The organism is Methanobrevibacter sp. UBA412, assembly GCA_002495685.1.
In the GTDB taxonomy this organism is placed as follows: domain Archaea; phylum Methanobacteriota; class Methanobacteria; order Methanobacteriales; family Methanobacteriaceae; genus Methanobrevibacter_A; species Methanobrevibacter_A acididurans.
Genome location: DAGJ01000007.1, coordinates 1 through 26,770 on the forward strand (window position 1 = coordinate 1; position 26,770 = coordinate 26,770).

At 27.6% G+C, this 26,770-nt stretch carries 26 protein-coding genes and 1 tRNA gene; 20 read left to right on the forward strand and 7 right to left on the reverse strand.

The window, feature by feature from the left end; genetic code table 11:
* The first annotated feature begins 231 nt into the window (after window positions 1–231).
* The 19 genes from BP997_RS01575 (at window position 232) to BP997_RS01665 (ending at window position 14,716) form a co-directional block, all read left to right on the forward strand.
* Window positions 232–316, forward strand: a tRNA-Ser gene (locus tag BP997_RS01575).
* 230 nt (window positions 317–546) lie between these two features.
* A complete protein-coding gene (locus BP997_RS01580) occupies window positions 547–1,008 on the forward strand; it encodes a 30S ribosomal protein S13 (RefSeq protein WP_409198755.1) in 462 nt (153 codons plus the stop codon).
* Between the two features lie 106 nt (window positions 1,009–1,114).
* Window positions 1,115–1,654 carry a 30S ribosomal protein S4 gene (locus BP997_RS01585; RefSeq protein ID WP_413826806.1) on the forward strand — a complete coding sequence of 180 codons (540 nt, stop codon included), beginning with the start codon at window positions 1,115–1,117 and terminating at the stop codon, window positions 1,652–1,654.
* A 20-nt stretch (window positions 1,655–1,674) separates the two neighbouring features.
* Complete coding sequence (locus BP997_RS01590; protein WP_413826804.1) at window positions 1,675–2,067, forward strand: 30S ribosomal protein S11; 393 nt, start codon at window positions 1,675–1,677, stop codon at window positions 2,065–2,067.
* Between the two features lie 13 nt (window positions 2,068–2,080).
* Entirely contained in the window at window positions 2,081–2,923 is an 843-nt protein-coding gene (locus BP997_RS01595; protein ID WP_413825849.1) for a DNA-directed RNA polymerase subunit D, read from the forward strand.
* A 2-nt stretch (window positions 2,924–2,925) separates the two neighbouring features.
* Window positions 2,926–3,291, forward strand: coding sequence for a 50S ribosomal protein L18e (locus BP997_RS01600; RefSeq protein WP_409198759.1), 366 nt, complete (start codon window positions 2,926–2,928; stop codon window positions 3,289–3,291).
* Window positions 3,292–3,357: 66 nt separating this feature from the next.
* Window positions 3,358–3,780, forward strand: a complete 423-nt coding sequence (locus BP997_RS01605; protein ID WP_409198760.1) for a 50S ribosomal protein L13 — start codon at window positions 3,358–3,360, stop codon at window positions 3,778–3,780.
* Between the two features lie 57 nt (window positions 3,781–3,837).
* Entirely contained in the window at window positions 3,838–4,242 is a 405-nt protein-coding gene (locus BP997_RS01610; protein WP_409198761.1) for a 30S ribosomal protein S9, read from the forward strand.
* 110 nt (window positions 4,243–4,352) lie between these two features.
* Window positions 4,353–4,523: a DNA-directed RNA polymerase subunit N gene (locus BP997_RS01615; RefSeq protein WP_409198762.1), complete on the forward strand. Its 171-nt coding sequence runs from the start codon at window positions 4,353–4,355 to the stop codon at window positions 4,521–4,523.
* 95 nt (window positions 4,524–4,618) lie between these two features.
* A complete protein-coding gene (locus tag BP997_RS01620; RefSeq protein ID WP_409198763.1) occupies window positions 4,619–4,828 on the forward strand; it encodes a DNA-directed RNA polymerase subunit K in 210 nt (69 codons plus the stop codon).
* Between the two features lie 378 nt (window positions 4,829–5,206).
* Window positions 5,207–6,457: a phosphopyruvate hydratase gene (gene eno, locus BP997_RS01625; protein WP_413825846.1), complete on the forward strand. Its 1,251-nt coding sequence runs from the start codon at window positions 5,207–5,209 to the stop codon at window positions 6,455–6,457.
* 77 nt (window positions 6,458–6,534) lie between these two features.
* A complete protein-coding gene (gene rpsB, locus BP997_RS01630; protein WP_409198765.1) occupies window positions 6,535–7,131 on the forward strand; it encodes a 30S ribosomal protein S2 in 597 nt (198 codons plus the stop codon).
* 146 nt (window positions 7,132–7,277) lie between these two features.
* Window positions 7,278–8,129 carry an AmmeMemoRadiSam system protein B gene (gene amrB, locus BP997_RS01635; protein ID WP_413825844.1) on the forward strand — a complete coding sequence of 284 codons (852 nt, stop codon included), beginning with the start codon at window positions 7,278–7,280 and terminating at the stop codon, window positions 8,127–8,129.
* Window positions 8,130–8,198: 69 nt separating this feature from the next.
* Window positions 8,199–9,161: a mevalonate kinase gene (mvk, locus tag BP997_RS01640; protein WP_409198767.1), complete on the forward strand. Its 963-nt coding sequence runs from the start codon at window positions 8,199–8,201 to the stop codon at window positions 9,159–9,161.
* A 46-nt stretch (window positions 9,162–9,207) separates the two neighbouring features.
* Window positions 9,208–10,041, forward strand: a complete 834-nt coding sequence (locus BP997_RS01645) for an isopentenyl phosphate kinase (protein WP_413825841.1) — start codon at window positions 9,208–9,210, stop codon at window positions 10,039–10,041.
* 263 nt (window positions 10,042–10,304) lie between these two features.
* Window positions 10,305–11,357, forward strand: a complete 1,053-nt coding sequence (gene fni / locus BP997_RS01650; protein ID WP_413825838.1) for a type 2 isopentenyl-diphosphate Delta-isomerase — start codon at window positions 10,305–10,307, stop codon at window positions 11,355–11,357.
* Window positions 11,358–11,360: 3 nt separating this feature from the next.
* On the forward strand, window positions 11,361–12,707 hold the full coding sequence (locus BP997_RS01655; protein WP_409198770.1) for an RNase J family beta-CASP ribonuclease: 1,347 nt from the start codon (window positions 11,361–11,363) through the stop codon (window positions 12,705–12,707).
* A 155-nt stretch (window positions 12,708–12,862) separates the two neighbouring features.
* The gene (gene idsA, locus BP997_RS01660) at window positions 12,863–13,858 is read left to right on the forward strand and encodes a short chain isoprenyl diphosphate synthase IdsA (protein ID WP_413826801.1); all 996 of its coding nucleotides are present in this window, start codon (window positions 12,863–12,865) and stop codon (window positions 13,856–13,858) included.
* A 69-nt stretch (window positions 13,859–13,927) separates the two neighbouring features.
* Window positions 13,928–14,716 (forward strand): HEAT repeat domain-containing protein, encoded by a 789-nt coding sequence (locus BP997_RS01665; protein ID WP_413826799.1) that lies wholly within the window; start codon window positions 13,928–13,930, stop codon window positions 14,714–14,716.
* A gap of 111 nt (window positions 14,717–14,827) precedes the next feature.
* Here the strand turns inward: BP997_RS01665 and BP997_RS01670 are convergent, their stop codons facing one another.
* The 5 genes from BP997_RS01670 to BP997_RS01690 all read right to left on the reverse strand — a co-directional run bounded on the left by BP997_RS01670 (window position 14,828) and on the right by BP997_RS01690 (window position 22,166).
* Window positions 14,828–16,924 (reverse strand): pseudomurein-binding repeat-containing protein, encoded by a 2,097-nt coding sequence (locus BP997_RS01670; RefSeq protein ID WP_413825834.1) that lies wholly within the window; start codon window positions 16,922–16,924, stop codon window positions 14,828–14,830.
* A 149-nt stretch (window positions 16,925–17,073) separates the two neighbouring features.
* On the reverse strand, window positions 17,074–19,464 hold the full coding sequence (locus tag BP997_RS01675; RefSeq protein ID WP_413825832.1) for a hypothetical protein: 2,391 nt from the start codon (window positions 19,462–19,464) through the stop codon (window positions 17,074–17,076).
* Between the two features lie 152 nt (window positions 19,465–19,616).
* Entirely contained in the window at window positions 19,617–20,438 is an 822-nt protein-coding gene (locus BP997_RS01680; RefSeq protein WP_413825829.1) for a class I SAM-dependent methyltransferase, read from the reverse strand.
* A gap of 28 nt (window positions 20,439–20,466) precedes the next feature.
* Entirely contained in the window at window positions 20,467–21,315 is an 849-nt protein-coding gene (locus BP997_RS01685) for a class I SAM-dependent methyltransferase (protein WP_413826796.1), read from the reverse strand.
* Window positions 21,316–21,341: 26 nt separating this feature from the next.
* Window positions 21,342–22,166, reverse strand: a complete 825-nt coding sequence (locus BP997_RS01690; RefSeq protein WP_413825825.1) for a class I SAM-dependent methyltransferase — start codon at window positions 22,164–22,166, stop codon at window positions 21,342–21,344.
* A gap of 156 nt (window positions 22,167–22,322) precedes the next feature.
* On the opposite strand from BP997_RS01690, the gene BP997_RS01695 reads away from it, so the two are divergent.
* Entirely contained in the window at window positions 22,323–23,987 is a 1,665-nt protein-coding gene (locus BP997_RS01695; protein WP_413825823.1) for a glutamate--tRNA ligase, read from the forward strand.
* A gap of 37 nt (window positions 23,988–24,024) precedes the next feature.
* Here BP997_RS01695 and BP997_RS01700 read toward each other — a convergent pair whose 3' ends face one another.
* Entirely contained in the window at window positions 24,025–25,515 is a 1,491-nt protein-coding gene (locus BP997_RS01700) for a sodium-dependent transporter (RefSeq protein WP_413825821.1), read from the reverse strand.
* Window positions 25,516–25,676: 161 nt separating this feature from the next.
* Window positions 25,677–26,770: hypothetical protein (locus BP997_RS01705; RefSeq protein WP_413825818.1), on the reverse strand; the 1,094-nt coding region annotated here is incomplete at its 5' end.

The window sequence follows — 26,770 nt, forward strand, 5'->3', positions numbered from 1 at the left end:
TCAACTAAATTTTTGACAGAGCCAATAAATTTTTAATCAAAACATTTAAATATGATAAAATACAATATTTTTTTATCAGGTAATTATGATAGTCGATTATGTTTATTTTTACATAAATAAATATATTTTTTAATTAAACTATTTTTTTTATTATCTAAAAATAAATTTTAACAATATTTATTATTAGTAATTAATCCTGTGTATATAGGTTTATACTATTTATTATACCATGCCGAGATAGTCTAGCCTGGTAAGGCGCGAGACTGGAAATCTCGTGGGGATTTTCCCCTCCTGGGTTCAAATCCCAGTCTCGGCGTTTATTAGTATTTATTATTTTTATAATCTAATCAATTATTTTTTATTATGGATTATAAATCTTATTATAAATCTGATATAATTTTGCACTCTTAACTAATGTACTTTTTTTAGTTAAGTTTTAAAAACTGTTGAAAAACTGTGTTTTAAAAGAATTTTTTAAAATTCTTATTGAAACATTCGAATTCGCTACGTCTCGCGAGTTCGCTCTACTAAGCGGAGGTTAATTTTATGGAAGACGATTTTAAGCACTTAGTGCGTATTTCAAGAAAGGATGTAGACGGTAATAAAACTGCCGAATATGCTTTAACTGATATTAAAGGTGTTGGATTATCTTTATCCCGTTCCATTTGTCTTATCTTAGGTTTAGATCTTAATCAAAAAATAGGTTACATGCCTGATGAAGATGTTAAAAAAATAGAAGATATTTTAGAAAATCCTATGGAATCTGAAATTCCAGATTGGATGTTAAACAGAAGACGAGATTATGCTACTGGTAAAACTACTCATTTAATTGAATCAGATCTTGACATGACTTTAAGAGATGATTTAAACAGAATGAAGAAAACTAGAAGTTACAAAGGTCGAAGACATGAAGCTGGATTACCAGTTAGAGGTCAAAGAACTAAAGCTACATTTAGACATGGATCTTCTGTTGGTGTAAAAAGAACAAGACCAGCAAAGTTACCATAGATTAAAGTAACTTTATCAAGAAGACTATTTTAAGATTAATTAATTTAATTATTTAATTCTTATTAATCAATTATATTTACTAAAATATTATTAAGGAGATAATATAATGGGAAGTCCAAGAAAAGCAAGAAAGAAATATGATACTCCACCTCATCCTTGGAATGCTGATAGAATAAAATCAGAAAACAAACTTATGTCCAAATATGGATTAAAAAACAAAAAGGAAATTTGGAAAGCTGATACTCTAGTAAGAAACTATAGTCGGGATGCTAGATATTTATTAGGTTTCGCTCAAGATGAAATAAAAGTTCAAAAAAGAGAATTATTAGGACATTTAATCCGAGAGGGCGTATTACCAGATAATGCGGAATTAGAAGATATTCTTAATTTAACTGTGGAAGATATTTTTAGAAGAAGATTACAAACTGTGGTTTATCAAAAAGGTTTAGCTAGAACTGCTAAAGAAGCAAGAATGTTTATTGTTCATGGTCATATTACATTGAATAATAAAAAGATTGATTCTCCAAGTTATGTAGTTCAAAAAGGAGAAGAAGATCTTATAGGATTTTATAGATCATCTCCTGTTGCAAAACAAATTGAAGATTATAATAAAACTCAAAACAAAGTGGAAGAACAAACAGAATAATATTCAAGGGTTGATAAATTATGGCAAAAAATGAAAAATGGGGAATAGCTAATATTTACTCATCATTTAATAACACTATTATTACTGTAACTGATATCACTGGTGCTGAAACCATTACTCAATGGTCTGGTGGTAAAGTTGTACGTTCTGATAGACAAGAAGCATCTCCTTTTGCAGGTATGGAAGCAGCTACTCGTGCTGCTGATGATGCTAAAGAAAAAGGATTTGTGGGTTTACATATAAAAGTCCGAGCTCCTGGTGGAAATGGTCCTAGAAGTCCAGGTCCTGGTGCACAAGCTACAATTCGTGCTTTTGCTAGAGCTGGAGTTAAAATAGGAAAAATAGAAGATGTAACTCCTATACCTCACGATGGTACCGGACGTCCTGGTGGAAAGAGAGGAAGAAGAGTTTAAGAAGGGGTTTAATATGGAGATTGAAGTCAAAAATCAAACTGATGATGAGATTACTTTTATCATCCGTGATGCGGAAGTACCTTTTGTCAATGCAATAAGAAGAATCGCTATGATGGAAGTACCAAAAATGGCAATTGAAGATGTTTATATGGTTCAAAACGATTCTGCTATGTTTGATGAGGTATTAGCTCATCGTTTAGGTTTAACTCCATTAGTTTCTGATTTAGATGCTGTTGACGGATTAGTCATGCCAGATAATTGTGACTGTGGAGATCATTGTCCTAAATGCAGTGTATCTTTAACATTAAATAAATCTGGTCCAGGAGTTATTTACTCTAAAGATTTAGTTTCTTCTGACTCAAAAATTAAACCTGTATATGATACCATACCTCTTTTAAAATTAAAAGAAGGTCAAAATGTAGAATTAGAAGCTATCGCTCAATTAGGTATTGGGAAAGATCATGCAAAATGGGTACCTACTACAGTATGTGCTTATAAACAATATCCTGAAATTACATTTAATGATGATTTAAATATCGATTATGCTTGTGTCGAAGCATGTCCGAAGAAAATCCTTAAAGCTAATAAAAAGAAAGGAAAAATTGAAGTTACTGATATTGAATCATGTACATTATGTAAAGCATGTGAAAGAGCCTGCGAAAAGCAACTAGTCAAAGATGAAAATGGAAATGAATTTTCCAAAAAATACATTAATGTAGGGTATCAAGAAAATAATTTTATATTTAAAATTGAAACAGATGGATCAATGCCTCCTAAAGAGGTTTTATTAAAAGCTTGTGATGTTTTATCAAATAAAGCAGATGAGTTTATTACATTTAGTAAAGGAGGAAGCTAATAATGGCTAGAAATGTTATTAAAACTAATCCTAACCTTATTGCATTAGCTCATAACTTAAGAAAAAAATCTTATGATGAAGATGTAGCTATATGGAAATCAGTGGCAGCTAAATTAGAAAAATCAACAAGAAATCAACCAGAAGTAAATGTTGCAAACATTAATAGATATACTTCTGAAAATGATACAGTTGTTATTCCAGGAAAAGTATTATCTAATGGAAATTTAGATCATAAAGTTGTTGTCGCAGCATTAAAATTTTCTGAAACTGCTAAAGCTGAAATTGAAAAAGCTGGTGGAGATTGTATTTCCATTGCAGATTTAGTTGAAAAGAACCCAAAAGGTTCTAATGTCAAGATTATGCAATAAGCTTATTTAGGAATTATTAATTTAAAAAAAATAAATATATGAAAAATATTATAATAGGTGTTTATTATGATTATTAACGGAGAAGGACATATTTTAGGAAGACTTGCTAGTGTAACTAGTAAAAAACTTCTTGAAGGTGAAGAGATAGTTGTTCTTAACGCTGAAAAAATTATGTTAACTGGTAATAAAGATTGGGCTTATGCAAGATATAAACAACGAGTAGATAGAAAAAGTATATCTAACCCTCGTGATTTAGGTCCTAAATATCCTAGAAGACCAGAAGATATATTCAGAAGAACTGTTAAAGGAATGTTACCTACTAAAAAAACTAAAGGTCGAGTTGCTTACAAAGGATTAAAAGCTTTTGTTGGTGTTCCTGCAGAATATGCTGATGCAAACCTTGAAACTATTCCTGATGCTGAATATACTCATGTTAAAAAGGGTATTAAATTAGGAGAAATCTCTGAACTTTTAGGTGTAGATTTCTAGATAAAAAGTATTAAATTACAATTAAAACAAATTAAAATAAATAAACGGAGTGTAACTATGAAAAAAGTTGTTCACACAAGCGGTAAACGTAAAACAGCTATTGCTAGAGGAACCGTTCAAGAAGGTAAAGGTAGAGTACGAGTAAATAAATCTCCAGTTGAACTTTACGATCCTGAATTAGCACGTTTAAAATTATATGAACCATTAGAATTAGCTGGTGAAGACCTTATAAATACTGTTGACATCAATGTACATGTACAAGGTGGAGGAGTAATGGGTCAAGCAGAAGCTGCTCGTATGGTAATTGCTAAAGGTTTAGTTCAATGGACTAATGATGTAGATCTTAAAGAAAGATTCACTCAATATGACAGAACAATGTTAGTTGGTGATCCAAGACGTTCTGAACCAAAGAAATTTGGTGGTCCTGGGGCAAGAGCTCGTAAACAAAAAAGTTACAGATAAATTCATTATTTTTAATTAATGAATTAACTTTTTTATGTTTTAAAAAGATCTTTAAAAAGATATATGAAAATTAAAAATTATAATAATAAAATAGGAAATGATGATTTAAGATGATACCTATACGATGTATTAGTTGTGGAAAACCCGTTTCTGCATACTTTGATGAATATCAAAGTAGATTAGCTGATGGAGAAGATTCAAAAGCTATTCTAGATGATATGGGTATTGACAGATATTGTTGTAGAAGAATGCTCATTTCTCATGTGGAAACTTGGGAATAGAAACCTTTTTATTATTTTTATTCACTCTTTTACAATTAAATAAAAATTATATTTTTATTTGTGAATGTTTTTTAAATAAAAGGAGTAATTAAGATATGCCTGCTAAAAAAACAAGTACAAAAAAATCAACAGCAAAAAAATATACAAGATTTGAAAAAGCTAGACTTTTAGGTTCTAGAGCTATACAATTATCTATGGGTGCTAAACCTTTAGTGAAAGTTACTGAAGATGATGATCCTATTGATATTGCTCTTGCTGAATTAAAAGAGAATGTTTTACCTTTAGATGTTAAACCTAGAGAATAACATTTTAACTTAATAATCTTGTTTTTTTATAAATTTTTTAAAAAAAAATTTCATCATAAATCATATTATAATAACTTATTTATGAGTAAAGATTTATTTAGTATTAAATCAATACTAATAGTATATATAAAAATTTAAAATAAATTTAACTAATTAAAAAAATTATTATCATAAGCAATCTATGAATCGAACTACTAATTTTTTATAAGATTAACGATTCTTTAGTTAATCTCAAAGTAGATTTTATGGTAAGAGGAACATGGAATTAAATTAATAATCCATAATAAATTAATAATATGTGATATTAATTGGTGCATGATAATAATTTTTAAAAATATATTAAAAAATGTTTAAAAAAAATTAATGTGGTGTTTTTTTATGGATAGTATTATAGAAGATGTCCGTGTTAGAAAAATATTAGATAGTAGAGGAAATCCAACTGTAGAAGTAGATATTCTCACATGGAATGGATTTGGTCGAGCTGCTGCACCTTCAGGTGCTAGTACAGGTTCTAGAGAAGTTGTTTCTTTCCCTCAAGGAGGGGTAGATCAAATTATTAGTGAAGTTGAAGATGTTATATCATCTGAACTTATAGGTATGGCTGCTGAAGACATTTCAGATATAGATTATGTGTTAAAAGAAATAGATGGTACTGATAATATGTCATCTATTGGTGGTAACACTACTGTTGCTGTATCTATGGCTGCAGCAAAAGCAGCAGCAAATTCATACAATTTACCATTATACCGTTTCTTAGGTGGAAATATGGTTAATAAATTACCTTACCCATTAGGAAACATGATGAATGGTGGAGAACATGCAGGACCTAATGCTCCTGATATTCAAGAATTTTTAGTTGTACCTGTAGGTGCATCTAATATATCTGAAGCTGTTTTTGCTAACTCTGCAATACATAAAAGACTTAAAGAATTAATCCAATCCAAAGACAGTAATTTTACAGGTGGTAAAGGTGATGAAGGTGGATGGATACCTAACATTTCAAATGATAATGCTTTAGAAATTCAATCTCAAGCATGTGAAGAAGTTGGAGATGAATTAGGAATAACTATTAAACCCTCTTTAGATTTTGCTGCTTCTGAATTTTGGGATAAAGATGAAAACAAATATGTTTATGCTCAAGATGGTATTAGTAGAGATAGTGGTGAACAAGTTGAATATGTTAAAGATATCATAGATACTTATGGTATGTTCTTTATAGAAGATCCATTTGATGAAAAAGATTTTGATGGCTTTTCTGAATTAACTTCAGCTGTAGGAGATAAATGTATTATCTGTGGTGATGATATATTTGTTACAAATAAAGAAATTTTAGCTGAAGGAATAGAAAAAGGCGCAGCTAATGGTTTAATAATCAAACCAAATCAAATTGGTTCTTTAACTGAAACTTATAAAACAGTTCAATTAGCAAAAGAAAACAATTATGTTCCTGTAGTATCTCATAGATCTGGAGAAACAACTGATGAAACTATTGCTCATTTAGCTGTTGCACTTGGAACTCCTTTAATTAAAACTGGAGCAATAAGTGGAGAACGTATTGCAAAATTAAACGAACTTATTCGTATTGAAGAAGAATTACCAGACCCAGAAATGGCTGATTTAAAATTTTAAAAATATTTCAAAATTAAAAATTATTAACAAAATAAATTACAAAAATAAAAAAAAAAATTAATATTAAGGTGAATTAAATGTCAGAACTTTTAATACCATTAGATAATTATTTAGCAGCAGGTTTACATATAGGAACTCAACAAAAAACTCATGATATGGAAAGATATATTTTCCGTGTAAGATCAGACGGTTTATATGTTTTAGATATACGTAAAACTGATGAACGTATTTGTCAAGTTGCTAAATTCTTAGCACAATATGATGCTGATGATATTCTTGTAGTAGCTACAAGACAATATGGTCAAGCTCCAGTAAAAAAATTCGGAGAAATCACTGGTTGTAAAACTATACCTGGTAGATTTATTCCTGGAACTTTAACTAATCCAACTTATCATAAATTCATAGAACCAAAAATTATTGTTGTAACTGATCCAAGATCAGATGCACAAGCTGTTTTAGAATCTAAACAAAATGGAATCCCTGTTGTAGGTTTATGTGATACTGAAAACTTACTTACTAATGTGGATATTGTTGTACCTGTAAACAATAAAGGTAGAAAAGCTATTGCTCTTGTATACTGGTTATTAGCTAGACAATTATTAAGAGAAAGAGGTACAATTGGTCCGGAAGATGAATTAGATATTGAAGCTGCAGACTTTGAATTAAAATTCTAGATAAAAGAAAGAAAAATTAAAAATAATACTATATTTTATTTTATTTTTCCATCCCTTTTTTGTAAAAAATATTATAGGTTATTAAAATAAATATTATTATAATATTAGGGTTAAAAAATAATTTATTTTTCGGAGTAATGTTTATTATGATTAGACAACCTGTAGTTGCAGGAAGCTTTTATCAAAGTAATGTGAGATATTTATTAGATAGTATTGAGGATGCATTTAAATCATCAAGTGGTTTTGGAGAAATCCCAACTCTATCTAGATCTAAATATAAAGATTCCATGTTAACTGGCATATTAGTTCCTCATGCAGGTTATATGTATTCAGGTGCTGTTGCAAGTAATTCTTATGCTGAATTAGCTTTAGATGGTTTTCCTGATACTTTTGTCATTTTATGTCCTAATCATACAGGATTAGGAGATCCATTAAGTGTTTTTTCTGAAGGAGAATGGGTTACTCCTTTAGGACATGTTTCAGTAGATGAAATTTTTTCTAAGGAATTAATTAATAATTCTAAGTTCGCAAGTTCTAATTTTGAGGCCCATATGCAAGAGCATAGTATAGAAGTCCAGTTACCTTTTTTACAATATTTTTCTAAAGATTTTAAAATAGTACCTATTTGTATGGGGGTTCAGGATTCCGCATTTGTGGATGATATTTTGGATGCTATAATTAAAGCACAAGATGTTACTGGTCGTGATATTCGTGTTATTGCTAGTTCTGATTTAAGTCATTTTAATAATCAAAAGATAGCCGAAAATTTAGATAATTTAATACTTGAAGATATTAAAAATATGGATTCATTAAAACTACTTTCAGATGTTAAGTCTAATAATATTACAATGTGTGGTTATGCTCCTGCAATGGTTGCTATAAATTATTCAAAAATTAAGGGAGAAGGTATATCTAAAGTATTAAAATATTCTACTAGTGGTAATGTTACACATGATTATAACTCAGTTGTAGGTTATGGCTCTGCAATATTTAAATAAATAAAGGAAAAATGTTAAAATAAAGTAAAATATTGATATATAAAAAAAATAAAAATTTGATGATTAAAAATGGAATCTGTAGCTTCAGCACCTGGAAAAACAATTTTATTTGGTGAACACTCAGTTGTATATAGTGAACCTGCTATTGCCGGTGCTGTAAATAAAAGAGCTACAGTCAAAATTAGAAGATCAAGAAATCAAAATACAATTTTAAAATCTAAAGATTTAAACTTTGAAGCAATATTAGATACTCGTAAAGAATCTTACTCTCTTAAACATGGGAAACCTGGGATAATAAGATATATTTTAAATGCTTTAAGTAAATTTCATGATCATACTCCTATTGAAATATTATTATCAATAAATATACCTATTGGTTCAGGTTTAGGATCTTCAGCAGCTGTTACTGTTGCAACATTAGCAGCCCTATTTGATTATCATGATATTCCATTTACAAAAGAATCATTGGCTCAAGACGCTTATAATGTTGAATTAGATGTTCAAGGTATGGCTAGTCCGTTAGATACTATTGTGAGTACTTATGGTGGTTTAATTTATCTTTCTAGAGAGAAAAAACCAATCAGTTTCACAAATCATATAAACTCTAATTTTGTTATAGGATTTACCACAAAATACGGTAATACTGGAAAAATGGTAAAAAATGTTAAAAATCTTAAAGATGCTTATCCAAACATAATTAACCCTATAATTGAAGATATGGGATTTATAGCCAATGAAGCTCGTATAGCAATTTTAAAAAATGATATATCTAAAGTAGGGGAATTAATGAATATAAATCAAGGATTATTGGATTCTTTAGGAGTAAATACTTCAGAATTATCTCGAATGATTTATTTAGCACGTAAAAATGGTGCTTTAGGTTCTAAAATTACAGGTTCAGGTGGAGGAGGAAGTATAATTGCTTTATGCCCTCATAATCCTGATAAAGTTATGAAAGCTATCAATAGATATGATAATACTTTAAAAATAAAATTCTCTAAAGATGGAGTTTTAACTAAAGATTCTATTTAATAAAATAAATTATATATATTACAATTAAACATAAAGCCGTGTTCTCATGATTATATTAAAAATTGGTGGAAGTATATTAACAAAAAAAGACTTAGCAAAACCAGAAGTAAATTATGAAAATCTTGAGCGTATTGCAAGTGAAATTGAAGAATCATTACATTCTGATGACTTAAATTCTGATTTATCTGATGGTTTAATTATAGTTCATGGTGCTGGATCATTTGGTCATCCTCCAGCTAGTAAATATAAAATAGGAGAATCCTTCCCAATTGAGGATTATCCATTTAAACGTTTAGGTTTTGCAGAAATACAAAATCAAGTAAAAAAATTAAATTCAATAATTTGTGACAGTTTAATAAAACATAATATTCCAGTAGTTAGCATGCCTCCTTCATCTTTTGTAACAACAGTTGATAAAAGAATATATGAATTTCGTTTAGGATTAATTAAAAAATATATTAAAGAAGGGTATGTTCCAGTTTTATATGGGGATATTGTGTTAGATGAAGAATTAAAAATGGCCATAATTTCAGGAGATCAAATTTTACAATACATAGCTAAAATTCTTAAATCAGATAATATAATTCTTGGTACAGATGTAAATGGAGTTTACACAAAAAACCCAAAAAATCATAAAGATAGTAAATTAATATCAGTTTTAACTAATTTAAATCAAATAGAAGAATTAGAATCTACAACTAATATTGATGTTACTGGGGGTATGGTTGGTAAAGTTAAAGAATTATTAGAATTAGCTAATCTTGGAATTGATAGTGAAATAATTAATGCTAATACTCCAAAAACTATAGCAAATGCTTTACAATCAAAGCCAGTAATAGGTACTAAATTAACAAGTAAATTAGAAGAATATAACTATTAAAAAATTTAATAGTAAATTATATAAAAAAGGTTTAATACAAAAATCGAAAAAATAATACTTTTAGTAAATTAACTTTTATCATTATCATTTTAATCAATTAAAAAATTAATAAAAAAAATTTTAGTGAGGAAATTTGATAAAAATAGAGTAAGTAGAATAATAGAAAAAATAGAAATTAATATAAAAGAAAAAATTTATTAATTAAAAAAAAATTTTCATTATAACCATAATGAGTTTATTATAAAAATTAAGGAAGAATATCTATGATATCTAATAGAAAATCAGAACATCTAAACATTTGTAATAATGAAGATGTTAGTTTTAAGAACAAAACAACTGGATTTAATGATATAGAATTGTTACATAAAGCTTTACCTGAAATAAATAAAGAAGAGATTGATATTTCTACTTCTGCTTTTGGTAAAAAATTAGATTCTCCTCTTTTTTTCACTGCAATTACTGGTGGTCATCCAGAAGCTAAAAAATTAAACAAGATTTTAGCATTAGCTGCAGAAGAAAAAAATATAGGTTTAGGATTAGGTAGTCAAAGAGCAGCAATTGAACATCCAGAACTTAATGATACTTATACTGTTGCTCGAGAATATGCTCCTAATGCATTATTGTTAGGAAATATTGGAGCTCCTCAAATAGATCTTGCTGAAGATGCTGTTAAAATGTTTGATGCAGATATATTAGCTGTTCATTTAAATCCTTTACAAGAATCTATACAACCTGAAGGAGATCTTAATAGTGAAGGATTTTTAGATTCTATAAGTAAAATCACTGATCTCGTAGATGTGCCTGTTATGGTTAAAGAAACTGGATGTGGATTAAGCTCTGAAGACGCTTCATTATTGGAAAATGCTGGAGTGAACTACATCGATGTGGAAGGTGCTGGTGGTACTAGTTGGGCTGCTGTTGAAACTTTTCGTGCAAAAGATAAGTATCTTGGAGAGTTATTCTGGGATTGGGGTATACCTACAGCTGTAAGTACTTTTGAAGTTGTAAATACAGTTAATGTTCCAGTAATATCTTCTGGAGGTATTCGTTCTGGTTTAGATGCAGCTAAAGCTATTGCTTTAGGTGCTGATAGTGTTGGAATGGCATTACCTGCTCTTAAAAATGCTTATTATGGACTTGAAAATTTAATTAATTTAATAAATCAATTTAATGAATCTTTGAAAATAGCCATGTTTTTAGTAGGTGCTAAAAATTTAGATGAATTAAAAAATTCTTCATTAATAATTAAAGGCAAAACTAAAGAATGGTTGGAACAACGGGGATTTAACACAAAAATTTATGCAAGGAGAAACTAATTTATGACAGTAGAAGTTATAGCAATAGGTGGATACGAAGAAGTCGGAAAAAATATGACTGCCGTAAAAGTAAATGATGAAGTCATCATTTTTGATATGGGTATTCACTTAGATAGAATAAACATACATGAAGATACAGATATAGACAGAATGCACAGTTTAGATTTAATAGAAAGAGGAGTAATTCCTGATGATACATTAATGAAAGATGTAGATGGTAAAGTAAAAGGTATTATCTTTACTCATGGTCATTTAGATCATATTGGTGCAGTAGCAAAACTTGCGCATCGTTATGATGCTCCTTTAATTGGAACACCGTTTACTACAGCATTAATAGAAAATACTATTAAGGGTGAACGAAAATTTAAAGTTCATAATCCAATTAAATCATTAAATCCTGGTAGTAAGATACAATTATCTAAAAATATTACTTTAGAATTTGTTCAATCAACTCACAGTATACCTCAAGCAGTAATTGCAGTATTACACACATCTGAAGGAATTATTGTCTATGCTTTAGATTTTAAATTTGATAATCATCAAAAAATAAGTCCACCTCCAGATTATAATCGTTTAAAAGAATTAGGTCGAAAAGGAGTTTTATGTTTAATAGTTGAAACAACTAATGCTCAAAATTATGACCAAGTAAAAACTTATTCTGAAAGAGTTCCTAGAGTGATTTTAGAAGATTTAATGAAAGGTCCAATGGAAGAAGATAAAGGAATGATTATAACAACATTTTCATCACATGTTGAACGTATCCAAGCAATTGCAGATATTGCAGCTAAAGGAAATCGTGAAATTCTCTTTTTAGGTAGAAGTATGGAACGATATTGTGGTTTAGCAGAAAAAATGGGATTATTACATTTACCAAAGAATGCTAATATTTATGGTCATCCAAAATCAGTTAATAAAGCACTTGCAAAAGCTGATGATCATCCTGAAAAATATTTATTAGTTACCACAGGACATCAAGGTGAACCTGATGCTTTACTTCCTAGAATAGCTGGTGGACGTACTCCATATAATATAAAGAAAGGTGATAATGTAATTATTTCTGCACCTATTATTCCTAATCCAACTAATGCAGCTAATCGTCATATTTTAGAAACAAGATTAATTACTAAAGGTGCAAGAATATACTCAAATGCCCATGTATCCGGACATGCTGGTCGTGAAGATCATCGTGAATTTTTAAGAATGCTAAAACCTAAACATATAATACCTGCCCATGGAGAACTATCTATGTTAACAGCTTATGGTGAACTTGCAGAGGAAGAAGGATATCGTATAGGTAAAGATGTTCATATTTTACGTAATGCACAAGCACAAGTTTTTAATGGAGAATAATTTTTTTATTCTCCTTTTTTTTAGAAAACTTTTAGAATGAATTTTATATAAGTTTTGTTAAAAATTATATTAAGTAATTATTTTACATTTCATAATGTTTTTATTTAAAATTTTTTGGGATATTTTTTTATAAATTTAGGTGGAGGAAAATTATAATGGTTGATGTTGTATCAATTTTAAAAGAAAATTCACAAGTGGTTATAGATTCTATTGATGAAAATTTATCTATCATTGTACCTGAAGAGTTAAGTGATGCTTCAAAGTATTTAACTAAAGCTGGAGGTAAAATGTTACGTCCTTCTTTAACTTTAATTACTAGTGAAGCTGTTGGTGGAAACAAATCTTCTACAGTTCAAACTGCTGCAGCTATTGAATTAATTCATACTTTTTCACTTATTCATGATGATATTATGGATAAAGATGATATGAGAAGAGGTAAACCTTCTGTTCATAAAGTTTGGGGAGAACCATTAGCAATCTTAGCTGGAGATACTTTATTTAGTAAAGCTTTTGAAATGATTATAACTAGTAAAGGTGAGAATCTTAATTTTGAACAAATTAATAAGACCTTAGCTACAGTAGCTGATTCTTGTGTTAAAATTTGTGAGGGCCAAGCTAGTGATATGAGTTTTGAAGGGGATTTCACAGTTAAAGAAGATGCATATTTAGATATGATTTTTAAAAAGACTGGTGCTTTAATTGCTACTGCCACTAAATCTGGTGCGATTATGGGTGGAGCTGATGAAGAAGTTATAAATGCTATGTATGATTATGGTAAACTTATTGGTCTTGCTTTCCAAATTCAGGATGATTATTTAGATGTTGTTAGTGATGAAGAGTCTTTAGGTAAACCTATTGGTAGTGATATTGCTGAGGGTAAAATGACTTTGATGGTTGTTAAAGCTTTAGATAAAGCAGATGATGATGATTCTGAAAGATTAATTGAAATTCTTAAAAATACTAATTCAACACAAGATGAAGTAGATGAAGCTATTAATATTTTTAAAAAATATGGTACTATTCAATATGCTCATGATGTTGCTCAATTAAATGTTAATAAAGCTAAGGAAATACTAAAAATATTGCCTGATTCTGAAGCTAAAACTTCACTTAGTTTAATTGCAGATTTTGTTTTAAATAGAAAGTCTTAAAAAAAAATTTATTTATAAACTAAAAGATAATAATATTAAAATAACAAATAAAAAGGGGTTTTTTCATCTATGGGAATTATTGACAAAACTTTTCATAAAGGAGTATATAGCGAAAATTGGTCAGAAAGACAAAATGCTATAAAAACTACGGATGATATAAAACTCCTTCAAAAAATAGCCTTAACTGATGAAAATTGGTTAGTTAGAAGCGAAGCCTTAAAAAAAATTGAAAATCAAGATTTTCTAGAAACTATAGCATCAAATGATAAAAATATTGATTTAAGACAACAAGCATTACAGAAAATTGATAATCCTAAAATACTCAAAAACATAGTTTTATACAATGACAATCCAGATGTAAGAAGAAGTACACTAGAAAAAATAAAAGACCAAAAAGTAATTCAATATGTAGCATTAAATGATGATCATTGGTGGGTACGACGAGCTGCACTAGAAAAAATTGAAGATCCAACTATAATTGAAAACATTGCTTTTTTAGACAAAAATTACAAGGTTAGAAAAGCAGCATTAGATAAAATTCCATATGAAAAAGTTATAGAAAAAATAGCATTAAATGATGAACATTGGGTTATAAGAAAAGCTGCTTTAGAAAAGATTACCAATTCACAAATTTTCGATAAATTAGCTAAAAATGATATAAATTGGGAAATTCGAAAAGATTGTGTTGAAAAATCTAATAATCGTTTATTAATGGAAGATATTGCAGTAAATGATGAAAATTTTGAAGTGCGAGCGGCTGCTGTTAAAAAAATTAATAATCATGATTTACTATTTAAAATATCTAAAGATGATACAAACTTCGTAGTACGGGAAGTTGCAAGAAGTTGTTTACATTAAATATAATTCAAATATTTTTTTTTGATAAATAAAAAGAATAAAATTTTTTATAGAAGGTTTAAAAAATTTTAACCTTCCTTTTTTTTAAATATTAATTTTTATTACTAATTTTTAAATATTGATTCCAGCATAATTCAATAAAGCATTCATCATATTAAAAGACTTGTTAACAGTTCCACTTGCGATAGTTCCATGAGAAGTTAAAACTTCACAAGTTACTGCAGGAATACTATTAAGATTACAAACATCTTCAACAGCACCTTCATATTCACTACCGGCATAACTGTAAATGATTTTAGAAACACTACATTTACTAGCAATATAAGAAGCTATAGTTGCACTTTCACTAGTTGGTTTATAAGTACCAAAAACAGTATTTGCACCAGGATTTCCTCCAGGTTGAGTGCAATGGAAATCTCCAAAAATATTAGTACCTAAACTTTTAGCAATTTTAATAAGGTTATTACTTACAGTTCCATCTACGTTAGCTACACTATTTAAATTAACACCATTAAAATATCGAGTACTGGTAGCTGCACTAGCTGGACATAAATCACAAACTACATATATTGTACCATTAATTTTACTTTGATCTAGATTAGCAAGAATATTAATAAGTTTAAAAGTAGCAGCAATAGATGATAATTCATTTCCATGAACACCTGCATTAATAAACACTGTTTTTCCATTTCCATTTCCAAAAGTAAGTAAAACAGTACCATTTTTACTTGCATCTAATACTTGAGTAGTTAAACTAGTAGATTCAATATTATTCATTAAAACACTATTTTTAGTTAAATCCCCACCAGTTCCCCAAAGAAGAGTAGTTAAAGTATATGAACCAGAGCTTGTTTTTATAACCTCTGTAACTCCTCCTTTTTTCATAATATTTGTATTCACAGCAATACTTGAAGGAAGAACATTATTTTGATTATAATAACTTAATGTTTCAGCAAATATATTTACATAATTTTCATAGGAAATTTTTCCAATACCATTACTAGAATCATAATTTGCTGCACGATTATTTTTAATAATATAACTTTCTATTCGTGATGCCATAGAAACAATATCATCTTTTGATAAAGTTCCAGTTAAACTTTCAATATTACAATTTTTCGCATTTGAAACATTTGTAATTTCAATATCCTCTTTAGATCCATTATTTATTTCAATTATTGCTTTTGTCATTAAATCTAAAAATTGTGCAATACTAAAATTTTTATTATTTAAATTTATAGTTGAAGGTAAAGTACCATTAACGACAATATAATTTTTTAAAAATGAAGCTGTAGTTAATATGCTATTAAGGCTAACATAATTATCATTAGTAGTTTCATTAAGACTATAAACTATCATTGAATTAATTATACTATCTGCTGCAGGGTAACTATATTTGGTATTGTTAAATCCATAAAATGAACTTTCAGTAGTATAATCTCCAGGATAAAGGTTAATCTGTAAACTATATTCTCCATAAATATCTGTTGTAGCCCAATAAACTTTACTCTGATTATCTGAAAGTCTAGTTAAATTAAGACTAATATGCATACCTATAAGTGGGTTTCCATCACTATCTTTTAAAGTACCTGTGAAATTCAAACCTTCTCCATAAGTTTCATAAAAATCATTTGCATTTAAATAATTACCTGATAAAACTTTAATAATATTATTAATAGTAATATTTTGATAAGAACTTGTTACATAATAAAGTCCGGGCCCTAAATTGATACTTAAACTTGCTTCGCCACTATCATTGGTTAAACAAGTATATGTAATATTTTTCCCATAACTATTTGCTAAATTAATTGATATGTTCTGATTATTTAATACATTACCATCATTATCAGTTAATTTAGTTATGAATGAGTCATTATAACAATAATATTTAGTGAGATTGTCTGCTGTTAAAATTGCATTTGAATTATCACTTAAAATATTATTAACTTGATTATTTTCTAAATTATTTGTATTAGTATTATTGTATTTTTCATTTGAAATAGATTGAATACTATCTTTGTTATTATCTGAAATTCCTAATATTGTAGTATTAACATCTTCAACTATTCCAATATTATCATTGTTACTTATATCTTCTTTTGAAAAATCTGTAACATTTTCATTTGCAGAGATACAAGATAAGCTACTAACAATGATAAAACTAAAAATTAAAAAAGATATCATAAGTTTTAAACGATTTTTTTTCATTATACACCTCTATTTTTTTTTAAAAAATTCACTTAATTAATTTTTTATTCTATTAACTATATAAAATTCGGAGTTTTAAAAAAGTTTGATATATTACTTTTAGATAAAATTTTAAAATTAAAAAAAAATTAAAAAAGGAGAAAAAAAATTTAAAAGTTTGGATTACTATCTAAACTTACATTAAATCCATTATACATTAAAAATCCAATTTGGAAATTATAAGAGATTTGTGTACTACTACGTGTAATGGTATTATGTAATACAACAACTTCGCCAGTAATAGCTGGAATTCCTGCTATATTAACATTATCTTGTAATGCAGTTGGATAAACTTCTCCAGCATAAGTTACAATTTGAGTATCATATCCAGAAATCTTTGAAATATAATTGGCCATTACAGCACTTTCATTATTAGGACTGTAAGCACCCATAATGACATTATTTCCAGGTAATCCTCCTGGTTTAGTAGTGTGCATATCGGCAAAAGCATCAATATTTAAACTAAGTGCTAATTTAACTAAGTTATTAGCAACAGATCCTGAAATTGTAGCTTGTCTGTTTGGATCAACACCATTATATTCACGTACTCCTAATTGAGCAGTATATGGTATTAAATCACAAATCATATAAATAGTACCATTGATTTCTTTCATATTAGATAAATATTCAGCTATTTGATAAGCTGCAGCTTGTGAAGATAATTCATTTCCATGAATTCCTGCATTGATAAATACTGTACGACCATTTCCATTACCGAATTTCACAAGAACTGTTCCTTGTTTTTCAGCATTAATTATTTCATCAACAATACCTCCACGAGAAGTAGTACTAGTTATGTAATTATATAATATACTATTTTTAGTAATATCTCCACCAGTTCCCCAATTAAGAATACTTAAACTGTAACCTTTACTTACAACAATATTAGTAGTTATACTACTTCCACCATAACTTGCAGTAGCTATATAATTTCCACTAGCTAAATTAATAGGTAAAAATGCAATTCCATTAACATCTGTAGTTGACCAGTAAGTTTTATTAAGATTACTATTAGCAACTCTAAGATTAATTGCAATATGTTGACCAATAACAGTTATATTTGGAGTTGCAAGAGTAACAGTATAATTTGCAGCTTCACCAAAGTTAATATTTAAATCATCAGCAGTTAAACCAACTTTAAGAACTTTCATACTATTATTAGTATTACTGCCAATATAACCAGATTTATCATTGTCATAATATGCTCCAGCAGTATATAATCCAGGTGCAAGGTTTATTTGAAGTTGTGCATATCCTTCATTGTCAGTTGTAGCCCAATAAATTTTACTTGCATTATCACTTAATCTTGTTAAGTTTAAACCTATATGTTGTCCTATAATTGGATTACCTAAAATATCAGTTAATTTTACTGTAAAATTTTTCCCTTCACCAAAATATTCTTCAAAATCATCACCGAAAAGTAAAGTATTTTTAGGAATTTCTGTAATATTTAAAAGGAAATAAACAGTTTGATTATCAATTTTTGCAGTAATATTAATTATTCCAATTTCATTACTTAAAAAAATTGTAGTTAAAGAACCATCATTTAAATATCCTTCTTTAACACTATAATTCCCATTATCGGTATTAAATTTAACATAATCAGAAGGTAATTCAAGACCTAAATAAAATGTTTTATTAGTTTTAGTATCAATATAAGAATTTAAATTAACTACAATAGGAGTAGTTGTATTAACCATCACATTATCATAAGAGTTCATTGTTGCAATTACGAAGAAATCAGTGTTTACATTACTTAAATTATTTATTTCGGGTAAATTTTTACCCCACCAATTAAAATTAACATTAGATTTATCAGTATTTGTTACATAAATCACTTTATTAGTTAATGAGTTTCCTTTAATTATATTATAATTAATGGTTGCAGTTCCAGCATAAATACCACTACCTGTGTTAGCAGTATTGTTAATTAGTTGACTGGTTATTATATTTACATCCCCAGTAGTGTAAACCGCTCCTCCATTATTAGCACTATTATTAATTAAATTACTTCCACTAATTTGAATATTTCCACCATTCAAAGCATATACTGCACCTCCATTTAGGGTGGTCTTTCCATTAACTAAATTTAAATTGTTTAATGTTAATGTTCCAGTACCAGCATAATTAATTATTCTAGCACTATTACATCCATCAATGGTGAAATTATTACCATTTATTTTATAATTCTCATTTGAAATGGTGATTCCATTAATATAGGCGGAATCAGTGGCAATATTATATTTATAATTTTTATCTAAAGTTATAGAATTGTTGTTTGAATTAATAAGATTTTGTAAATCAGAAAAAGATCCTGAATTAGAATCTGAAATTACATTTTCTGTAGAACTTATTTGATTTTCATCAGCAACACTAATAGTTTCTAAATTTGAAACATTATCATTACTTAAAAGATTATTATTTGCATCAGAAACAATATTATTAGTGTCTGCAGCGGAAACAACACCTAAACTACAAATAATTAATATAAAAATGCTCACTAGTACTATTTTATTTAATTTAATAATTTTTATTCACCTCGAAAAAATTTTTTAATTAAATTTTATAATAGTATAATTAATTTTGTTGGATTTGATTTATTAATTTAATTGTTTATAAAAAAAATAGTAAAAAATAGTAAAATTTAAAAACATTATATCTCTTTTTTCCACCAAATAAGAATCCAATCTCCTTTATTATTTGGGTTTTCCCATTTGCCTTCGCTGTTTTGTATTAAATTCTTTTTAAAATGATTATTTAACTTTTCACGCTCTTTATCTGAAACTTTACCTATTCTCCAATTAAAACGTTCAATTGCTTCATCTATACTATCATAACCTTTAACACTTTCACATTCAAGATTAATAACATTAGGATGAATTCCCATACTATTTAACAAGTTAAATATAATTATATATTCATCAAATTTTCTAGGTACTTTCTTACCAATTGCTTCAAGAGCTTTATTTTCTTCTTTACGATTATTAGGCCCATAAAAACTTATATAAACATATTTTCGAGCAATATCATTTAAATTACTCAAAACTTCTTTCATATTATAAGCACTGTTAATAGAACGAGAAGCTACAATAACATCATATTGTCCAATATTATCTTTATTTAAAGTTAAAATATCTTGTCTTAAAGTAATAATATTACTTAAACCCTCATCAATCATTTTGGCTTGAATTGAATCTAACATTTTATCTGATTTATCAACCGCCAAAAGATGACCAGACTTTTTAGCTAAAGGTATAGTAATAGTACCTTCACCACAACCTAAGTCCATAACACTATCACTAGGTGAAACTTTCACATGATTAAGTAATTTAATTGGGTAATCATCCTTTTCAATCCACTTGCCAAACTTATCAGCTATTTCATTCCAATCTTTCTTTTCACGCTTTTTTTCACCAAGTTCTTTTTTCCAAATATAATCCCAGTCAATATCTTCAATATTTTCTTCACTTTTCATTTTAGATAATCCCTTTTTTTCAAAATATTTATATTTCCATTTGATCTTCTTTTTTCCACCAAATCAACATCCAATCTGGTTTATCCAATGGATTAAAAAGTTTTTTAGTTTTACTATCTACTTGTAATGTTTTACTTAAAAATTCATGTAATTGGCCTTTTTCCTTATCGCTATAATTGTCTAGTTTCCATTTACCATTAACCATAGCTTCATCAATATCATCATATGTTCTAACTGGACCCACATCTAAATTTATAACATTTGCATAAATTCCTATTTGTTCTAATAAATTTAATAATAAAACATATGATGGATGGTCAGTGTAATTTTTATCAATAAAATTATAAAATTCCTTTTCCATTCTCCAATTATTAGGTCCAAAAAAAGTTATAAACACATATTTGTTAGCTATTTCATTTAAATTAATTAATAAATCTTCCATTTCTGGAAATGAATTGATACTTCTTGAAGCAAGAACAATATCTTTATGACCAATACTATCTAAATTAATATCTGAAATATCCATTTCTATAGTTTCAATATTATTAATGCTTTTTTCTCGGATTCTTTTGTCAAATAATTCAATCATTTTTTTAGAAGAGTCTACTGAGGTAATATTTTTAACTTTTTCGCTTAAGGGAATACTTACAGAGCCTTCACCAGCACCAATATCTAATAATGAATCAGATTTATCTAAAATTAAATTATTAATTAATTTATCTGTATAATCATCTTTAGCATTTAATTTTTCATATGGCTCTGCAGCTTTATCCCAATTTTTATTAGCACCTAAATTGCCTTTTTCTTTTAATCCTTCTTTCCAAAAATAATTCCAATCTATATCATTAATATTCTCTATTTTAATTTTAAATAACATTATAATTTCCTCTTAATTAATTATTTTTATTTTTCCCACCAAATTAACACCCAATCTGCTTTATCATTTGGATTAAAATATTTGCCTGTTTTTGGATTTTTAACCATAATTTTATTAATATACTCATAAAATATTTTTAATTCTTTGTCAGTTAATAATTCTCTTCTCCATTTACCCGATTCACAGGCTTCCTCAATACTAGAATACTCTCTAGATTTTCCAATATTTAAGTTTAAAACATTAGGGTAAATATTTTTACTTATAAGAATATTAAAAAAATAATCATGTGAAGGAAAATCATTAAAAGGTTTTCCAATTTTTTCATAAAAATCCTTTTCTAACTTCCAATTATTTGGTCCAAATAAAGTAACATAAACCCTTTTATTAGCAATTTTATTAATATTATCTAAAACATTTCCAATATCAACGATACTGTTTAAACATCTAGAAGCAATAACAATATCAAATTTGCCTAATTTTTCAACATTTAAATTATTCAAATCCATTTTAATTGTTTTAACATTATTAATATTCATTTTTTCGCATTTATCATTTAATATTTCAAGCATTTTTTTAGAAGAATCTATTCCTGTTACAGTTTTAACTTTTTTTGCAATAGGTAATGTAATACTTCCTTCACCGCAACCTAAATCAAGAACACTGTCCTCTTTATTCAAATCTAATTCTTGGATAAAACGAGTATGATAATCATCTCGTTTTGCAGATTTACCAAAATGGGGTGCAGCTTTATCCCAATCTTTATTACGATCAATTTTTTGTTTTAATTTTTCACTCCAAAAATATACCCAATCAATATCTTTAGGAGTTTTAATACAATCATCTTTTTTCATAAAAAATCATCACATTTTTTTAAAATGAATTATTATTGTAATATATTTATAATGTTATTAACATATGTATATTTAATGAAATTAATTAAAGACTAATTTTTTATATAATCTTATTTTTATTAATTTTTGAAAAAAATTTTTATTTTGTTGATATTTATGGATGAACTAGAGGAAATAATTTATAAACATGCATTGTTGAATGCTATAAAACATAAAGGAAGCGCAAATCCAAAAGCTGTAATGGGTTCTATAATGAGTAAAGAAGCAGAACTTCGTAGTCGTGCTAGTGAAATAGGTCCTTTAAGTGGTAAAATTGTTGCTAAAGTAAATGCTTTATCTAAAGAAGAGCAAAAAAGCGAAATGGAAAAGTATGATGTACATGTTGAAACCAAAAAACATAGTAAAAAAGTTAAGGGTTTAGGTGAATTACCTGGCTCTCATAAAAATGTTGTTATGCGTTTTGCACCTAATCCAAGTGGACCATTACATATTGGGCATGCACGTGCAGCAATTCCTAATAGTGAATTTGTTAAAAAATATAATGGTAAATTAATATTACGTATTGAAGATACTGATCCAAAAAGAGTTTTTGAACCAGCATATCAAATGATTCAAGAAGATCTTGAATGGTTAGGTGTTAAACCTGATGAAATTTACTATCAATCTGATAGATTTGAAATTTACTACAAATATGCTGAAGAATTAATTGAAAAAGGTAAAGCATATATGTGTACTTGTAATAGTAAAGATTTTAAGGAATTAAAAGATAATTGCAAACCATGTCCCCATAGAAATAATACAATAGAAGAAAATCTTAAACTCTGGAATGAATTCCCTGAAATGGAAGAAGGTCAAGCTGTCCTACGTGTTAAAACAGATATTAAACATAAAAATCCTGCAATAAGAGATTGGGTTGCAATGAGAATAGTTAATCAAGAACACCCTAAACTTGGAAATAAATATAAAATTTATCCTATGATGAATTTTTCTGTAGCAGTAGATGATCATTTAATGGGAATGACTCATGTATTAAGAGGTAAAGATCACCTTGCAAATAGTGAAAAACAAAAGTACTTATACAATCATATGGGATGGGAAGTACCTGAATTTATTCATTATGGTCGTTTAAAAATGACTGATATTGCATTATCTACTAGTAAAGCTAAAGCAGGTATTGAATCTGGAGAATACTGGGGATGGGATGATCCTAGACTTGGTACTCTTCGTGCTTTAGCTAGACGTGGAATTCAACCTGAAGCTATTATTGAATTAATGAAAGAAATTGGAATTAAAATGAATGATTCATCTGTTAGTTGGAAGAAAATTTATGGATTAAATCGCCATATAATCGAGGACAAAGTTAATAGATATTTCTTTGTACCAGATCCTATGAAAGTGTCTATACCTTTAAAAGAGAATATGATTATTAAACGTCCATTACACCCAGATTATCTTGAAAGAGGGGAACGTGAACTATTATTTGATGGTGAAGCATACATTCCTAAAAAAGATTTTAAAGATGGTCTTGTACGTTTAATGGATGCAGTTAATTTAGATTTAAAAGATGAAAATGCAAGTTATCATAGTTCATCCTTTGAAGATGCAAGAGAACATCATGCAAGTATTATTCAATGGGTTCCATTAAAAGATAATGTTAAAGTAAAAATTGTAATGCCTGATGCTAGTACTGTTACAGGGTTAGCAGAATCAGATATAAAAGAATTAAAAGTAGGGACAATCTTACAATTTGAAAGATTTGGTTTTGTAAAATTAGATTCAAAAAATGATAATGAAATTACTTTTTATTACGCCCATAAATAATGGTTTAAATAAAAAGTTTTTTTAATTTACTATTTTTTTATTTTTCACTTATTTTAAAGTTTTTATTCTTTACTGGCATTATGGTTAATATCATAGGAAGAATAATAATTATTCCACTTAAAATTAATTTTATTCCAATACTTATAAAATTTCCATAGGTTAAAATTTCACCAATTCCACCTATCCAAATAAATATTATTACAAATGGTAAAACATATTTTATAATTTTTTCCCACCAATTCCCAATTTGGAATTTACTTTTTTCATTAAATATTGGAATCAATTTATCTACACCATATATCCAACCAAATATTAAACATTCAAGTAATATACCAAATAATAAAGCGAAGTTATTTAAGAAACTATCAGTTATGTCTAAAATATAAGATCCCATTCCTGTTGAGAATATTAATGCACATATACAACCTATAATACATAAAATACTAGCAGCTTTTTCACGACTTATTTTGAATTTATTTTGAATAGATAAAGATGCAGGTTCAATTAATGCTAAAGTACTTGTTATACCTGCAAAAAATGTACATAAAAAGAATAGGGGTCCAAGTACATATGCCCAATTTCCAAGAATATTAAACACAGTTGGATAAGCTATAAATATTAATCCAGTTCCTTGTGTTATCAATTGATTAATAGGTGTTCCACTATTTAAAGACATATATCCAAGTATTGAAAACACTCCTAAAGCAGCAAAATTTTCAAATCCACAGTTAGCTAAAACCACCCATAATACATTATCACTTAAACTTGAATTATCAGGCAAGTAACTAGCGAATGTTAATGCTATTGACATTCCAAGACTTAATGAGAATAATACTTGTCCAAATGCAGCTAACCAAATATTTATATTTAGTAATAAAGACCAGTTAGGATTGAATAATGTTTTTAAACCAATTACAGCTCCTGGAAGAGTGAGTGAAAATATTACTACAATAACCATCATAATAAATAGTAAAGGAACTAAAATAGAAGATGCTTTTCCTAAACCTTTTTCCACATCCCGATGAGCTATAAACCACATTAATCCCCAAACTATTAAAATTGATATTGCTAAAACAGGCACTATGTAAGTTAATCCAGATAAAGAACTAGTAGATTGTAATAAGGTTGAAGAGTAAAAATTATTTGGATTTGCACCCCATCCTTTAAATAAACTTAAAACGAAATATATCCCATTTAATCCGACTATGCTACTATAATATATGAGTATTAAGAAAACAATTACAGGAATTAACCAACCAATATACTCTAATTTTGGTTTAATATTATAAATTGTTTTAGTTATTGAAGATTTAAATTTATAACCCACACCATATTCTAATAATAAAAATGGAATCCCCATTACTAAAATAGCAATTAAGTAAGGTATATAAAAAGCTCCACCACCACTACTATATAAAACATAAGGATATCTCCAAATATTTCCTAAACCTACAGCAGAACCAATCATTGCTAATAAGAATGATAATTTGCTTCCCCATTGATTTTCTTTGTTTTTTGTTTTATTCATTAATTTCACTTAGTTTAGAATCCTTGTTTGTATAGTTTATTGTTAATACTTAATTTTTAGTTCCTTTTTTTTAAGTTTAAAAAATTTTTAATTTATTAAAAAGAAGTTTGAAATGTTGATTTAATTAAAAAAATTTAAAAAAAATATTAATAAAAATTTATTTAGAATTTTTTCTTGACTGAACCTGTACTTATCCAAATTCTATGTTTTCGGTAAGTAACATAAATTTGTCCAGGTTTAGTTTTAAGAATAGTACTGGAATAAGTTTCTCCATTATGATTAAATATAACTGTTTCTCCTCTTTTAAGTTCTATAGGGGTTCCATTAACTTTAATTGTTTCTGGAGTATTTGATTTGATATTGTTTGAATCAGTTTTGGGAGTAGTTTTTGCAGTAGTTTTTGGAGGTGTTCTAAGTTTTGAAATATGGTTAATTTCATAAGGAACTTCAAGATTAGGTAATTCATCATTACTTAATTCAATTTTTTTATCTTTCTCAGTTTTTTCATGTTTTTTATTATTTTTAATGTTTTCTTGGATTTTATTAGATCCTTCGGAATAAACTTTTTTGGTTTTTTTACTTATGTTGCTTAAATTAAATTCACTTAATTTTTCATAGAATTTATCTATGTGTTGACTTGCATTTTCTATTTTCTTTTGATCGGTATCGCGATGAACGAAGTTTTCATATGGAGTTAAAGTTTCATTAAAATCTTCATCTTCTGGATATTCTTCAATATCTCCAATTTCTTCGCCAGCTTCTTCTTTTTGTCGTTTTTCAGCATAAATTGGAGTTATAAATTCCTCTTCCTCATCTGTCTGGTAACTTGCATCATCTAAACCTTCAAATGATTTACCAATATCATCCTCAACTTCAGTATGGTTATAGGGAATATTATTTATTTCTTCGTAAATTTCATCAACATTTTCATTGGGTTGATTATAACTTTTATCTTTTAAAATTTCTTCAAGAGTGACATTATCTTTTCTATCACTTTCATCTAAAACTACTACTCCTTCTTCAGTAATTCTTTTTTGAGCATGATGTTTTTTGTTTTCTTCAGTTGGTTTTGTGGAAGTTTGATTAATAAGCTCTAATTGTTTATCACTCATTGGTACACTAGAAACACTACTCACAGCTTTATCCATTATTGTTTCGGGCTTATCTGTTTCATTCAATAAGTTTGTAGAATTTAAAGATTCTTTTGAATCTTCTTTTTCATCTTCTTCAAGGTTTTTGTTTTCTTCTAGTTTTG

Bases quoted from the DNA above. Each gene is read 5' to 3' on its own strand.
- BP997_RS01580 (WP_409198755.1), top strand. From the start codon at position 547: ATGGAAGACGATTTTAAGCACTTAGTGCGTATTTCAAGAAAGGATGTA.
- BP997_RS01585 (WP_413826806.1), top strand. From the start codon at position 1,115: ATGGGAAGTCCAAGAAAAGCAAGAAAGAAATATGATACTCCACCTCAT.
- BP997_RS01590 (WP_413826804.1), top strand. From the start codon at position 1,675: ATGGCAAAAAATGAAAAATGGGGAATAGCTAATATTTACTCATCATTT.
- BP997_RS01595 (WP_413825849.1), top strand. From the start codon at position 2,081: ATGGAGATTGAAGTCAAAAATCAAACTGATGATGAGATTACTTTTATC.
- BP997_RS01600 (WP_409198759.1), top strand. From the start codon at position 2,926: ATGGCTAGAAATGTTATTAAAACTAATCCTAACCTTATTGCATTAGCT.
- BP997_RS01605 (WP_409198760.1), top strand. From the start codon at position 3,358: ATGATTATTAACGGAGAAGGACATATTTTAGGAAGACTTGCTAGTGTA.
- BP997_RS01610 (WP_409198761.1), top strand. From the start codon at position 3,838: ATGAAAAAAGTTGTTCACACAAGCGGTAAACGTAAAACAGCTATTGCT.
- BP997_RS01615 (WP_409198762.1), top strand. From the start codon at position 4,353: ATGATACCTATACGATGTATTAGTTGTGGAAAACCCGTTTCTGCATAC.
- BP997_RS01620 (WP_409198763.1), top strand. From the start codon at position 4,619: ATGCCTGCTAAAAAAACAAGTACAAAAAAATCAACAGCAAAAAAATAT.
- eno (WP_413825846.1), top strand. From the start codon at position 5,207: ATGGATAGTATTATAGAAGATGTCCGTGTTAGAAAAATATTAGATAGT.
- rpsB (WP_409198765.1), top strand. From the start codon at position 6,535: ATGTCAGAACTTTTAATACCATTAGATAATTATTTAGCAGCAGGTTTA.
- amrB (WP_413825844.1), top strand. From the start codon at position 7,278: ATGATTAGACAACCTGTAGTTGCAGGAAGCTTTTATCAAAGTAATGTG.
- mvk (WP_409198767.1), top strand. From the start codon at position 8,199: ATGGAATCTGTAGCTTCAGCACCTGGAAAAACAATTTTATTTGGTGAA.
- BP997_RS01645 (WP_413825841.1), top strand. From the start codon at position 9,208: ATGATTATATTAAAAATTGGTGGAAGTATATTAACAAAAAAAGACTTA.
- fni (WP_413825838.1), top strand. From the start codon at position 10,305: ATGATATCTAATAGAAAATCAGAACATCTAAACATTTGTAATAATGAA.
- BP997_RS01655 (WP_409198770.1), top strand. From the start codon at position 11,361: ATGACAGTAGAAGTTATAGCAATAGGTGGATACGAAGAAGTCGGAAAA.
- idsA (WP_413826801.1), top strand. From the start codon at position 12,863: ATGGTTGATGTTGTATCAATTTTAAAAGAAAATTCACAAGTGGTTATA.
- BP997_RS01665 (WP_413826799.1), top strand. From the start codon at position 13,928: ATGGGAATTATTGACAAAACTTTTCATAAAGGAGTATATAGCGAAAAT.
- BP997_RS01670 (WP_413825834.1), bottom strand. From the start codon at position 16,924: ATGAAAAAAAATCGTTTAAAACTTATGATATCTTTTTTAATTTTTAGT.
- BP997_RS01680 (WP_413825829.1), bottom strand. From the start codon at position 20,438: ATGAAAAGTGAAGAAAATATTGAAGATATTGACTGGGATTATATTTGG.
- BP997_RS01685 (WP_413826796.1), bottom strand. From the start codon at position 21,315: ATGTTATTTAAAATTAAAATAGAGAATATTAATGATATAGATTGGAAT.
- BP997_RS01690 (WP_413825825.1), bottom strand. From the start codon at position 22,166: ATGAAAAAAGATGATTGTATTAAAACTCCTAAAGATATTGATTGGGTA.
- BP997_RS01695 (WP_413825823.1), top strand. From the start codon at position 22,323: ATGGATGAACTAGAGGAAATAATTTATAAACATGCATTGTTGAATGCT.
- BP997_RS01700 (WP_413825821.1), bottom strand. From the start codon at position 25,515: ATGAATAAAACAAAAAACAAAGAAAATCAATGGGGAAGCAAATTATCA.